General features: G+C 47.8%; 12 protein-coding genes. 2 read left to right on the top strand and 10 right to left on the bottom strand.

The window, feature by feature from the left end; genetic code table 11:
* Nucleotides 1–15: 15 nt before the first annotated feature.
* From H8S80_RS13700 to H8S80_RS13670, 7 genes are read right to left on the bottom strand one after another with little or no spacing between them, the layout of a single operon-like run.
* Entirely contained in the window at nt 16–693 is a 678-nt protein-coding gene (locus H8S80_RS13700; protein WP_117631294.1) for a hypothetical protein, read from the bottom strand.
* Nucleotides 694–703: 10 nt separating this feature from the next.
* Nucleotides 704–2,182, bottom strand: coding sequence for a pilus assembly protein PilM (pilM, locus tag H8S80_RS13695; protein WP_117631292.1), 1,479 nt, complete (start codon nt 2,180–2,182; stop codon nt 704–706).
* A 22-nt stretch (nt 2,183–2,204) separates the two neighbouring features.
* Nucleotides 2,205–3,455, bottom strand: coding sequence for a type II secretion system F family protein (locus H8S80_RS13690; RefSeq protein WP_002601684.1), 1,251 nt, complete (start codon nt 3,453–3,455; stop codon nt 2,205–2,207).
* Nucleotides 3,456–3,470: 15 nt separating this feature from the next.
* A complete protein-coding gene (locus H8S80_RS13685) occupies nt 3,471–4,049 on the bottom strand; it encodes a prepilin peptidase (protein ID WP_117621039.1) in 579 nt (192 codons plus the stop codon).
* Nucleotides 4,039–4,467 carry a prepilin-type N-terminal cleavage/methylation domain-containing protein gene (locus H8S80_RS13680; protein WP_117502083.1) on the bottom strand — a complete coding sequence of 143 codons (429 nt, stop codon included), beginning with the start codon at nt 4,465–4,467 and terminating at the stop codon, nt 4,039–4,041. Before H8S80_RS13680 ends, H8S80_RS13685 begins: the two co-directional genes overlap by 11 nt.
* A 16-nt stretch (nt 4,468–4,483) precedes the next feature.
* Nucleotides 4,484–4,909, bottom strand: a complete 426-nt coding sequence (locus H8S80_RS13675; RefSeq protein ID WP_002601687.1) for a type II secretion system protein — start codon at nt 4,907–4,909, stop codon at nt 4,484–4,486.
* A gap of 25 nt (nt 4,910–4,934) precedes the next feature.
* A complete protein-coding gene (locus H8S80_RS13670; RefSeq protein WP_002601688.1) occupies nt 4,935–5,114 on the bottom strand; it encodes a DUF4250 domain-containing protein in 180 nt (59 codons plus the stop codon).
* A 183-nt stretch (nt 5,115–5,297) separates the two neighbouring features.
* Between H8S80_RS13670 and H8S80_RS13665 the strand changes: the two genes are divergently transcribed.
* A complete protein-coding gene (locus tag H8S80_RS13665; protein WP_002601689.1) occupies nt 5,298–6,302 on the top strand; it encodes an asparaginase in 1,005 nt (334 codons plus the stop codon).
* A 186-nt stretch (nt 6,303–6,488) separates the two neighbouring features.
* Here the strand turns inward: H8S80_RS13665 and clpB are convergent, their stop codons facing one another.
* Entirely contained in the window at nt 6,489–9,077 is a 2,589-nt protein-coding gene (gene clpB, locus H8S80_RS13660) for an ATP-dependent chaperone ClpB (RefSeq protein WP_002601690.1), read from the bottom strand.
* Between the two features lie 319 nt (nt 9,078–9,396).
* Between clpB and H8S80_RS13655 the strand changes: the two genes are divergently transcribed.
* The gene (locus H8S80_RS13655; RefSeq protein WP_002601691.1) at nt 9,397–9,975 is read left to right on the top strand and encodes a hypothetical protein; all 579 of its coding nucleotides are present in this window, start codon (nt 9,397–9,399) and stop codon (nt 9,973–9,975) included.
* 260 nt (nt 9,976–10,235) lie between these two features.
* On the opposite strand, the gene H8S80_RS13650 is transcribed toward H8S80_RS13655, so the two are convergent.
* Both H8S80_RS13650 and H8S80_RS13645 read right to left on the bottom strand, forming a co-directional pair.
* Nucleotides 10,236–11,558 (bottom strand): MATE family efflux transporter, encoded by a 1,323-nt coding sequence (locus H8S80_RS13650; protein WP_025531104.1) that lies wholly within the window; start codon nt 11,556–11,558, stop codon nt 10,236–10,238.
* 194 nt (nt 11,559–11,752) lie between these two features.
* The gene (locus H8S80_RS13645) at nt 11,753–12,730 is read right to left on the bottom strand and encodes a Gfo/Idh/MocA family protein (RefSeq protein ID WP_002601693.1); all 978 of its coding nucleotides are present in this window, start codon (nt 12,728–12,730) and stop codon (nt 11,753–11,755) included.
* Between the last annotated feature and the right edge of the window lie 27 nt (nt 12,731–12,757).

Here is a 12,757-nt window from a genome sequence, read left to right as displayed (position 1 = left end):
TCAGTTTTCTGTCTTTCAGGGCTCACTGATGATTTTCATATCGCTGTATTCACCACTGTTTTTTACTTCCTCACTGTTTTTCACTTCCTCACTGCTTTTCAACTCCAGCATTAAGCAAGTCACCGTCATAGACAGCGTTTCACCTTTGACGCTGCTATCCGTCATTTCTTCCGTTCCATCGGCCTTATCCTCTATGCTGTTTCTGGAATATGAAGTCACAGAGATCCAGTCTCTGCCGTATGCCCAGTCAAGCAGCCGGTATAAATCTTCCATTGCTCCTGATGCCTCTACATGGACAGTCGCCTTATGGATGTTATATCCTGTTTCCGCCGCATCCTTTGTTTCCAGAACCGAAACATCTTCAACCTTAATGGTCTCGGGTACAATTTCAAAGGAGGTCAGATACTCTGCAAGTTCCGGAATCAGCATGGAATTGGTGCGGTACGGCAGATAATCCTCCGTATTTTCACCGATCACGCCCTGTTCTCTGCCAATCTCCTGCTCCAGGACAGATTTTCCGGTCAGATCGTTCTCGGACTCGCGTTCCTGAAGCTGTATAATTTTCAGTTCCGCCTCTGTCCTTACCCGTTTCATATCGGATGGAATTTTCACCAGATAGTAGACTCCCGTTAAAAGCAGAAGAACTACCGCAATATAAACCAGTACCTTTTCTCTCTGCGTCAGTTTTCTCATGGTTCCCTCCTTATTCCGGCATTTTTAATACACACTCCAGTTGAAAATAATACCAGCCATCCTTTTTCTTTGTCACCGGATTGACATTGGTAAATCCGGAATACTTTACCTTCGAGAACAGTCCGCTCTCTTCCAGTCTGTGCGCATAAGCTGATATTTCCTCATAGTTCTGTGAATTTCCGTTAAAAATCAGCGAGCCATCCATGTATTCCGGTTCGGAAAGCTCCAGGCTTCCGCCCGCCGCGTCAAAGATGTACTTCCGCACAGCGCTGTTCATCTTCGCAGTCTTTACCGCCTCTTTCTTTACTGCAGCCTGCCCGGCCGTCAGGGTTCTCAGGGACATCAGTTTCTCTTTCAACTGTTTTTCTTCGGCCAGCGCCTCTTTTCTCCCTTTTTCAGACATGCGTTCTTCAAGAACATGTATCTCTTCCCTCATGCTTTTTACAGCAATCTCGTTATTGGCCGCAATCCCCAGGAAGATACTGATAATTGCCGCAGGTAAAAGACATGCCCCAAGAAAACGGGATCGTTCCTCTTCCCTGCGCCTTTCCTTCTGTTTCGCCGCTCCAATGAGATCCAGAGACTTACGGCCTCCCAGCAGACTGCCGGTGACATACATATACTGGCCCATGGCATAGCTGATGCCGTCTTTCGCTGTAATCAGCGCTTCATCACCGGGCACCGTCACGGTGATATCCTCATTTTTCACAATGCGGGGAATGAGGCTGTCCAGTTCTTCTTTCCCCAGCCCGCAGAGACAGACAAAATCCAGTTCAAATTCATCTTTCTGCATCTTGCAGAAATGGATAACGGACCGGATCACCTTCGCCATCTCTGCCGTACTCTCCTCAGTTCCTCTCTCATCAACCAGACGCATACGGTTCGTATACGTATAGACACCATCGATGTAAAGCGATGTCATCATATTCCGTCCATCCGCGATTGCCATAATAAATGTCTTATTCCGGAAAGACGGCAGGAAATCAACCAGATTATTCAAACCATCTACTGCGACGTCAATCGATTTCAGCTTCAAACCACATTCGGAGAACAGGCTCTGGTACTCAAGAATCACACTGCGTTTCATCGCCACACAGAGGATGGTACACCCTTTGTTATCCCTGTTTTTCCTCCTGATGATGCTGTAATCATAGACGTAGCTGCCCTTCTCTGAGGGCAGAATCAGATCGGAAATCTCCCGTCTCACCAGTTCCAGCATCTGGCTGTGAGGCATACGCGGAGCTCTCAGCACCTTCGTGATAATCTGGTTTCCGCCCATAGTCAAATAAACATGCCTGCGGTATTTACCATACCGCTTCCTGATTCCGTTCAGTACCTCCTTTACAGCTTCCTCTTCTGTCACAACGTCGTTGATTAAGGCGCCTTCCTTTAAACGGATGCTAAGGCAGTCCATAATCTCTATCTTTTTCCCTGACCTTCCAAGCACAGTCCTTATCTCATTTTCCCCTAAATAGACTGATAATCTCATATGTGCCCTCCTGTTTAAGGCCTTATCCGATACTCTGATAATACTGGTAAATGGGAACCATCACAGACAGCATCAAATAACCAATGATGACTGCCATGATAATAATCATAGTCGGCTCCAGAAGCGACAATAGCCGCTTTATCGCTGTCTCTGACCTTATTTCAAAGGATTCCGCGGTGCGTTTCAACATGGAATCCAAATTACCGGATTCCTCTCCTATGTAAATGCTGTGAATTAGTTCGGGACAGAACTCTCTGATCTGAGACAGTGAGTCGGAAAGAAGCATTCCGTTTTTCATATCCTCCATTACCTGACAGAGCCGTTTCTTCATATAGAGGCTGCCCAGCGCATCCGCAGTCAGTTCCAGTGCATTAATAAATGGAACGCCTCCGCCATACAGGAAACTGAAGGTCCTTGCAAATCTGCCAGCCATGATCGTCCTGAGAAGTGTCCCGATCCCCGGAATATGAAGCATCATTTTATCCTTCCATACCACTGCGCCAGGCCGGGTAAATACTCCGGCCAGAATCACTGCAGCCGAAATAATGACCGCGGCGATATCTGTAAAATGATTCCGAAGCCCGTGGCTTACTGCCATCAGAATCTGCGTGGAAACCGGTATTTGCTCCATGGATTCGAACAGCTCGAAAAAGCTGGGAAGGACGGCAGTAAACAGCAGGAGCACCACCGCAGTAACGGTCAGAAAGAGAAAGGCGGGATAGACCATGGCGGTCCCGATCTTCTTCCTCGTCTCATCTTCCCGTTCGAAGTACTCTGCCATTTTCCCTGACGCCTCTGCGAGGCCGCCTCCCGCTTCCCCGGCGCGCACCATGCCGATGAGAATAGGTGGAAATACACCATCCTGCATCTCCATCGCCTGAGAAAAATCCACGCCGTGCAGGATCATATGATAGAGTTTTCCATAGATCTCCCTTAAATCTTTTCTCGATTCCTTGACACTGATTAAGTTCAGCGCCTGCGCCAAAGGTATTCCGGAATTCAGCATGACTGTCAATTCACCCATAAATCGTGACAGAAGTCCATAGCCCAGTGGACGCCTTCTGACTTTTCCGCGCTCTTCTTTGACCTTCACCGGATACAGACCCATGGCCCGGATCTTCGTCCACGCCTGCTCAAAGTCCTGAGCCTGAATCTTCCCTCTCGTGCGCCTGCCGTTAATACTTTTCGCTGTATATTCGTAATCCGCCACAAAATCACCCTTTCTCTCATTCGGCAGTTCCAGCATTTTACCACGTTCAAGAATCTCTACCATTAATCTTTCGGCCTCTCATCCTCTTAAAAACCCCAGATACCAGGCCAGCAGCTTGTCTCCATACAGAAGGGAAATCACGACACCCGCCGCCAGAAATGGACCAAAAGCAAAATGCGATCCGCGCCCGGCCTTATGTGACGCCAGCAGCCAGATTGCATAGCAACCTCCAGACACCACAGCGAGAAAGGCGGCAGCAATGATCCGCGGTCCTCCAAGTATAAGGCCGCAGACAGCCATCAGTTTGATATCACCGCCGCCAAAGCTTTCCGGAACGGCAAGCGTCATGAGATACATGGGCAGGCTGACAGCCAGCCCTCCCATCGCTCTGCTTAAAAGAGTGATTCCTGGCTCCGTTACAAGAGACAGGAACGCAGGAATGAGAAGCGCGGCTGTCATCCGGTTCGGAATACGCATGGTTTTAAAATCCGTATATGCGATCGCCGCTAAAATCAGACATACCATCCATATCATGACTGCACGGAGGCCCAGTCCACCGCAGTGATACCAGGTTATACCCGCCAGAAAAAGGGCCACCGCAGCTGCGACGACCCTCCTGGGAATACTACTGCCCATATGCTCCTCTTCAGTCTTCATAGGTAACGCCCTTTCCGCCGGTGATCGTAATCTTCTTCCCATCTTCCGGGGTATACTCTATTTCCTCAACTTTGTTTCCGTCCAGCGTTATCTTAAAGCTGCTTCCGCTCTCCACGTCATTGCCAAGAAGCGCCTCCACTCTGGCTATGTATTTGGAACCGTCGCCTCTGGTATACTCGACAATCGAGGCCACAGCTATTCCATTATTCGTGCCTTCCTGTTCCAGAGCCGCAGCCTGTGCCGCAACATAGACATTCCGGGCCTGCGAAGTATATGACTTCTTTCTGGCATCACTGATAAACCCACTCATGGTCGGAATAGCAACCGCTGCCAGGATTGCAATAATGACCAGAACTGCAAGCACTTCTACCAGCGTAAATCCATTTCTGTCTTCTCTAATGTGTTTCCATCTGTTCATCTTTGGTATCCCTTTTTCATTTTCTGTCACGGACTTCCACTTCGGAATCATTCTTAATCTCTATTTGATAATCCTTCACATCGTAGATCATACCGTTTATCTTGCCTGTCGCCGGGTCATAAAAGATGCCCCGGATCTGTCCGCCTTTCGTAACACTGCCTTTCAGCATATCGTATAAAGCGTTCTCTTTACTCCCTACCTCCGGGTAAAATATCTCGTTATACATTTCGAAGTCATCGATCATTCCGTCGGCAGCAAGCCGGTCAATGACATACGACTGCATGGCTGCCTTTACCATAAACGTCTCCGCCACATACGACTTTTTCTTTGCATCATCGATAAATGCATTCAGCTCGGGAACGAGATTCGCTGCAAGAATCGCAATGATGGAGAGCACCGCAAGCGTCTCAATTAAGGTAAAGCCCGCATCATCCTTTTGCATACGTTTTCGTTTGCTTTTCACCCATCTAAATAAACTGGTTTTTTTCTTCATTATAATAGTAGTCAATCGAGGCCAGTCCACTGGTTATCTCTTCCTTATCAAGGCCCAGCGACAGACAGCATTCCTCCAGAGAGGGGTAATAGTCGCGAAGCTGTGTATTTAAGAAACTGAGCAGCATGACCGGGTCTTTAGGTACATTTGCCATTTCCGATTCTCCTGTTCTATATCAATGCAATTCATTCTAGCATATATCTCCGGTATTTTCAACGTGCAGAAATCGATTACGGTGCTGCTGACATCAATTTACGAAGAGAATTTTAAAAAGGCCTATACGAATGAAAAAAGTCGTGATACAATCGTTTTCAGCATCATAACAGGAGGAAATTCCATGAAAAAAATATTAATGCTCGGCACTGGCGGCACCATCGCCTGCAAACGCGGTGAATCCGGCTTAAAGCCTCTGATCTCTTCGGAAGAGCTTCTCTCATACGTCCCGGATGCGAAGCAGTTCTGCCAGGCGGACAGCCTTCAGATACTCAATATAGACAGCACCAATATGCAGCCAAAACACTGGCTCACCATGGCGGAGGCCATCGAGGCGCACTATGAAGAATACGACGGCTTTGTCATCTGCCACGGAACGGATACCATGGCCTACACGGCCGCCGCACTCTCCTATCTGATTCAGAATTCCCCCAAGCCCATCGTCATTACAGGCGCTCAGAAGCCGATCGATATGGAAAATACGGATGCCAGAATCAACTTGTGTGACAGCCTTCGTTTTGCCAGCGACGACCGTTCCTGCGGCGTCACCATTGTCTTCGATGGAAAAGCAATTGCGGGTACCCGTGGAAAAAAGGAACGAACTAAGAGCTATAATGCATTTTCCAGCATCAATTTTCCATATATTGCCATGATCCAGGATGGCCACGTCATCTTTTATCTGGATGAAAAAGAGCATTTAACGGACCATGTTCAGTTTTATCGCACTCTGAACCCCAATGTCGCCCTGCTGAAACTGATCCCTTCCATGGGCGCCGATGTGCTGGATTACATGGCGGGCCATTATGACGCCGTCATCATCGAGTCCTTTGGTGTAGGCGGACTTCCCTCCTATGACAGCGGGGATTTTTACAAAGCCATCGAGAAATGGATTTCTCTCGGCAAGACCGTCGTCATGACCACTCAGGTAACCAATGAGGGCAGCAACATGTCTGTCTACGAGGTCGGGCGTTCCATCAAAAAGGAATTCGGTCTCCTGGAGGCATACGATATGACGCTGGAGGCCACGGTGACAAAGCTGATGTGGATTCTGGGGCAGACGCAGGACGCGCATGAGATTCGTGATATGTTCTATCGCACAGTGAATAAAGATATTTTATGGCGGGGTTGAGATCACCCCGTGCTAAGGAAGTATGGCCGCTGAAGCGACCGCACTCCGGCGCGAGAGTCCGGCTCGCCGGACTCTTTCTTGTTCCTGTGAACAACGAGCCAAGTGTCATGCCTGCATGAGCATATGGCGGGCACACTGAAAGTCCAATACCCCACAGTAATCTGCGGGGTATTGGACTGCTATAATTTATTCGGGATATGCGATCAGCTGGTTTCCGTTTTCTGCTACATCGATCACAATTGTATTGCCGGCTCTCACCTCGTCTCCGAGGATGATCTTGGCGGCCAGTGTCTCCACATGCTTCTGGAGATACCGTTTCAGCGGACGTGCTCCGTAAATCGGATCGTAGCCCCGATCCACCACAAACTTCTTCGCAGCATCGGTCAGTTCAATCTTCAATTCCTTATCCCCGATCCGTCTGTTTAAATCCTGGATCATGAGATCGATGATCCCGGCAATATTGTCCTTGGTAAGAGGCTTAAACAGAATAATCTCATCCAGCCTGTTTAAAAATTCCGGACGGAAATGGCCTCTTAAGTCATTCATAACCATGGCCTCGGCCTCCGGCGTAATACTGCCCCTCTCATCGATGCCGTCTAAAAGGTACTGGGAACCGATGTTGGAGGTCATGATAATGATTGTATTTTTAAAGTCTACGGTTTTACCGGTTGAATCGGTAATACGTCCATCATCCAACACCTGCAAAAGAACGTTGAATACATCCGGATGCGCCTTTTCCACCTCATCAAACAGTACAACGGAATACGGTTTTCTGCGGACGGCCTCTGTCAGCTGGCCGCCTTCGTCGTATCCCACATATCCTGGCGGCGCCCCGATCAGACGGGATACGGAGTGTTTCTCCATGTATTCACTCATGTCGATCCTGACGATGTTATTCTCATCATCAAACAGTCTCTCCGCCAACGCTTTCGCAAGCTCCGTCTTACCCACGCCGGTAGGTCCTAAAAACAGGAAGGAACCAATAGGCTTTGTGGGATCCTTGATCCCCGCCTTGGAACGGATAATGGCCTCGGTCACTTTCTCAACCGCTTCGTTCTGACCAATCACTCTCTGATGAAGCTCTTCATCGAGATGAAGTGTCTTATTCCTCTCGCTCTCCGTCAGCTTTGCAACCGGAATGCCGGTCCATTTGGAGACAATCTTTGCAATCTCGTCCTCCGTCACATTTTCATGCACCAGGCTTAAATCCTGGCTCATGACACGGGCCTCCTCTTCCTCCAGCTCCTTCTGAAGCTGAGGCAGCCTTCCGTACTGCAGTTCGGCCGCACGGTTTAAATCGTATTTCTGTTTGGCGTCCTGAATCTCCCGGTTTAAATTCTCTATCTCTTCGCGCAGGGTCGATAAGTGTTCTACTGAAGATTTCTCATTCTCCCACTGGGCCTTAGAAACAGCAAATTCATCGTGCAGCTCCGCCAGTTCTTTCTGAAGCTCTGCCAGCCGGTCCTTACTCAGATGATCTGTCTCTTTCTTAAGAGCCGCTTCCTCAATCTCCATCTGCATAATCTTTCTGGACAGTTCATCCAGTTCTGCGGGCATGGAATCAAGTTCTGTCTTGATCATCGCACAGGCCTCATCGACCAGATCGATTGCCTTATCCGGAAGGAACCTGTCGCTGATATAGCGGTCCGAAAGGGTAGCCGCCGATACCAGAGCCGAGTCTGTAATCTTTACGCCGTGGTATACCTCGTACCGCTCCTTCAATCCACGAAGGATTGAAATGGTGTCCTCCACGGTCGGTTCCGCCACCATAACCGGCTGGAAACGGCGCTCCAGCGCCTGGTCCTTTTCGATGTACTGGCGGTATTCATCCAACGTCGTAGCGCCGATACAATGAAGCTCGCCCCTGGCCAGCATCGGTTTTAACATATTGCCGGCATCCATGGATCCTTCGGTCTTGCCTGCGCCTACAATCGTGTGAAGCTCATCAATAAACAGAATGATCTGTCCGTCACTCTTCTTCACCTCGTCCAGAACGGCTTTCAGCCTTTCCTCAAATTCTCCGCGGTACTTGGCCCCCGCCAGGAGAGCGCCCATATCCAGGGCAAACAGCTTCTTATCTTTTAAGCCCTCAGGCACATCACCGCGCACAATACGCTGTGCCAGACCTTCAACAACTGCGGTTTTACCAACACCGGGTTCCCCGATTAAAACCGGATTATTCTTCGTCTTTCTGGAAAGAATTCTTACTACGTTACGAATCTCACTGTCACGGCCGATAACCGGGTCCAGCTTCTGGTCTCTCGCACGCTCCACCATATCATAACCATACTTCTCCAGTGTATCGTACGTCGCCTCCGGGTTGTCACTCACAACCCGCTGATTACCGCGGACCGTTGACAATGCCTGAAGGAAATTCTCTCGCGTAATTCCATAGGAACGGAACAGCTCCTTTACCATTCTGGAAGGCTGCTTCAGCATGGCAAGAAACAGATGTTCCACGGAAACGTACTCGTCTCCCATGGCTTTCGCCTCATCCTCGGCGCTGATCAATACCTTGTTTAAATCATTGCTGATATAGAGCTGGCCTCCGCTCACCTTCGGCAGCTTTTCTATAGCCTGGGCAGCCTCATTTAAAAATTGTTCCTTCTGAACGTTCATCTTTGTGATGAGCTTTAAAATCAGGCTGTCTTCCACGGTTAGAAGGCTGTACAGCAAATGCTCCTGCTCAATCTGCTGGTTCCCGTATTCATAGGCCAGCTTCTCGCATTTCTGCACCGCCTCAAGTGACTTCTGTGTAAATTTATTAATGTTCATAATATCCTCCTTCTCATCCTATCCGGAGATACAAAGCATTTGTTTTAATTGTTCTATATGTACTATAACAGATGTTTTATGTGATGTCAAGAATTTTTTTATATGTTTGCTTTTATCTGTTTTTTTATCGGCTTTTTGTCTGCTCTTATATTTACTCTTATATTTACTCTTATATTTACTCTTATATTTACTCTTATATCTGCTCTTACATTAATCTTACGTTTTTTTCCGCCTTGTTGTTTTTTGAATTCCTATCCTTTATAATTTACTTAACAGTTAATGAAAAACCTGTTGTCTTACAGAAAAGGAGAGGAAAAGAATGAAATTATATTCTCATTATATAAAGATTAAAAATATAAAAATCAAAAGTATAAGGACCAAAAGTATAAAGATCAAAAGTATTGCCGTGCTTGCGGTCTGCTCCCTGTTCTTTAGCGTGGGGTCCGGAGCGATCACAAGCTTTGCTCATACCCCTGACGAATCTCGTTTTTTAAACGGGACCTGGGAAAAAGACGATCATGGATGGTGGTTTGCCAATAAGGGGAACCCTGACTATTTTACTTCCACCTGGGCCGAATATCAAGGATACTCCTACTATTTTGGTGCCGATGGCTATCTGGTTACCGGTTGGAATTATATAAATAACCACTGGTATCGCTTCAATCCGGAGAAAGGGAATCATGAGGGGGCCATGATGACAGGCTGGATCTATGATCCTGACTATAAAGGCTGGTTTTACACTAACCCCTCCGGAATCCTGGTCACCGGCTGGAATAAGATCGGCGGGGAGTGGTACTACTTTAATCCAGAATCCGACGGAACCTTGGGACTCATGGCTGTCAATCAGGTAATCGACAGCTATTACGTGGACTCCGATGGAAAAATGAATGAGCCGTAGACTGCTGAACGGCTGAATGGGTTGAATTGTTTTTGATAAAAAACAGGATTGGAATCAGAACGCATGACATATATTTCTTAAATGTCCTGTGTTTTGGTTTCAATCCTGTTTTATTGGGTACTTATTTGTTGGCTACTTATTTGTTGATTACTTATTTGTTGGCTACTTATTTGTTGATTACTTATTTGTTGGCTACTTATTTGTTGGCTACTTATTTACAGCATTTATCTTTCACATATTTTAATCATACGATTTCTTTCTCAGGAGACAGAAACCGCCCGTTTTTCGAGTCCGTGGAACCGGAGTGAAAAGACTGCGGCCCGGAATATCCAGTCAATAAACATTCCATACCATACACCCATTACACCCAAATGGAATATCCGCACGAAGAGATACGCGAACGCAATACGGAACACCCACATGGAAAATACTGAAACGGCCATCGTAAATTTTGCATCGAGAGAGGCCCTGAGTGTATACGGTATGGTAAACGCAAGGGGCCAGACAACCATGGCGATACTATGAGCTGTAATCATCTGCCTCGATATCGCAGATGCCTCAGACGACAGCCGGTATATTCCCACCAGCGGACCGCCAAACACAATCATCACGGTACACAAAACAATGAGTATGGCATAATTGATACCGGTCAGCTGACGTGTATACTGCTTAGCCTGCCCCGTCTCGCCGGCACCTACGCACTGGCCCACAATCGTGATCAGCCCCAGACCAATTGCATTTCCAGGCAAATATAAAAGGGTAACCAGATTTGACGCTACCGCGTAGCTGGCAATGGCAGCGGTCCCCAGTGACGAAACGAGACTCTGAAGAGCGATCTTTCCAAACTGAAACATTCCGCTCTCAAGACCGTTTGGAATACCGATCGATAATATATTCCTGATCATATGAAAGTTTGGCCGCAGTTCACTCAGCCGGTTAATCCTGATTATATTATCCGGCTTCTGAATGAGATACACCATCAGCACAGCCGCCACCATTCTGCCTGCCAGCGTTGGATATGCCACACCGGCGACGCCCATATGAAGTCCGAAGATACAGACCGCATTTCCTACCACATTGATTGTATTCATGACAATGGATATTACCATGGATATCCTGGAATTCCCCATCGAACGGAACAACGCTGCGCAGGAATTATAGACGGCAATAAAGGGATAAGAAAGAGCCGTAATTCCAAAGTAAATCACCGCGTCATTCATTACCGCTGTTTCCACTTTTCCAAACACAACCCCCAGGAGATGGCGATTTCCAATTAAAGCCGCCATTGTCACGATCAGAGACAGTATTGTTGTAACTCCAACCAGCTGGCCCGCCGCCCGGCAGGCATTTTCCGATTGTTTTTTCCCCAGATACTGAGCCGACACCACCGCTCCCCCAGTGGCAAGCGCCGCCAGAATCTGAATAATCAGAACACTGATGGAATCTACCAGGGATACCCCCGACACCGCTGCCTCACCGACTGCAGCCACCATCATGACATCGACCATTCCGACCAGTACGGCCAGTATCTGCTCCACGATCAGCGGAGCCAGTAATTTCATTAAATCTTTTCTTGTAAACATGCCTTCTGCCTCTGTGAACAGCCCATTGTTAAACACCAATGAGCTTCCTGCTTCTGCGACCTCGTAACCGACAATCTCCGCAGGCGTTTATTCGGGCAGTCCCTGCCCTATAGATACGTGGTTTTATGCTACTTGTTTTAGATGTTCCCATGCCATAGTATACCACAAAAATACACTCTTGGCTATCTTACCCATTACTCAAACGGATACCGGATTCCCCACTGTTCTCTCAAAGCATCCATGGTCTCCATCATACGAATGGTGACATGGTGGGGCATCTCAGGACATTCCAGACGCTGCTCCCGAATCGCCTTTCGGCTGGCTTCTATCTGGTACTCGTATCCCGATATCTGCTCCGGCCTCGTATAGGTTTCCTTTAACCTGCGTTTTTCATCGAATACCTTAATGGATTCGAAATTATTTATATTTTCAACTTCTATGTATCCTTTTGTACCATAAATAATCCCTCTTCTGTCTGAAAGGACATGGATCGAGCTGTTTAATACCGCCATCTTCCCGCCCGGATAGCAGAAAGTCATACTGTTCTGGGAATCTACCCCGGACTCAGTCTTGATGACAGCGGAATTGATGGAAGTAATCTCATCACCAAATACTAAGGATGCAAATGCGATGGTATAAACACCAACGTCGAGAAGCGCTCCCCCTGCCAGATTTGGATCTACCAGTCTCTGAATCTTATCGATCAGGTAACACAGACTGGCCGTCAGTGTCATTGGCTCCCCTATCACGCCGGAATCGAGCACATCTCTTAAGGTCTTTGCCATCGGCATGTAACGGACCCACATCGCCTCTGTAATAAGCAGTTTCTTTTCTTCCGCCAGAGCAATCATCTCCTTTGCCTGGGCTGCGTTCACCGCAAAAGCCTTTTCACACAGAACATGTTTTCCATGTTCCAGGCAAAGAATCGCATTCTTATAATGCTCCGAATGAGGGGTTGCTATATACACCAGCTCTATTTCCGGATCTGCTACAAGTTCCTCGTAAGAACCGTATGTGCGTTTAACGCCAAACCGCTCTCCAAAATCCTTCGCTTTCTCCAAACTTCTCGACGCCGCACCGTAAAGCTCCACTCCGGGCATCCGGTTCATCGTATCTGCCAGAGTTGCCGCAATCACTCCGGTTCCCAGTATCCCTATCTTAAGCGCTTCCATCCCTTCTCCTCCTGTTTTACGATTGTG

Source organism: Hungatella sp. L36 (assembly GCF_014288035.1).
Note: the sequence above shows the minus strand (reverse complement) of the source record. Positions and strands in the feature narration are given on the sequence as shown.

What these genes read in the sequence shown, in the direction of transcription:
- H8S80_RS13700 (WP_117631294.1), bottom strand. Translation starts at nt 693, where the DNA reads ATGAGAAAACTGACGCAGAGAGAAAAGGTACTGGTTTATATTGCGGTA.
- pilM (WP_117631292.1), bottom strand. Translation starts at nt 2,182, where the DNA reads ATGAGATTATCAGTCTATTTAGGGGAAAATGAGATAAGGACTGTGCTT.
- H8S80_RS13690 (WP_002601684.1), bottom strand. Translation starts at nt 3,455, where the DNA reads ATGGTAGAGATTCTTGAACGTGGTAAAATGCTGGAACTGCCGAATGAG.
- H8S80_RS13685 (WP_117621039.1), bottom strand. Translation starts at nt 4,049, where the DNA reads ATGAAGACTGAAGAGGAGCATATGGGCAGTAGTATTCCCAGGAGGGTC.
- H8S80_RS13680 (WP_117502083.1), bottom strand. Translation starts at nt 4,467, where the DNA reads ATGAACAGATGGAAACACATTAGAGAAGACAGAAATGGATTTACGCTG.
- H8S80_RS13675 (WP_002601687.1), bottom strand. Translation starts at nt 4,909, where the DNA reads ATGCAAAAGGATGATGCGGGCTTTACCTTAATTGAGACGCTTGCGGTG.
- H8S80_RS13670 (WP_002601688.1), bottom strand. Translation starts at nt 5,114, where the DNA reads ATGGCAAATGTACCTAAAGACCCGGTCATGCTGCTCAGTTTCTTAAAT.
- H8S80_RS13665 (WP_002601689.1), top strand. Translation starts at nt 5,298, where the DNA reads ATGAAAAAAATATTAATGCTCGGCACTGGCGGCACCATCGCCTGCAAA.
- clpB (WP_002601690.1), bottom strand. Translation starts at nt 9,077, where the DNA reads ATGAACATTAATAAATTTACACAGAAGTCACTTGAGGCGGTGCAGAAA.
- H8S80_RS13655 (WP_002601691.1), top strand. Translation starts at nt 9,397, where the DNA reads ATGAAATTATATTCTCATTATATAAAGATTAAAAATATAAAAATCAAA.
- H8S80_RS13650 (WP_025531104.1), bottom strand. Translation starts at nt 11,558, where the DNA reads ATGTTTACAAGAAAAGATTTAATGAAATTACTGGCTCCGCTGATCGTG.
- H8S80_RS13645 (WP_002601693.1), bottom strand. Translation starts at nt 12,730, where the DNA reads ATGGAAGCGCTTAAGATAGGGATACTGGGAACCGGAGTGATTGCGGCA.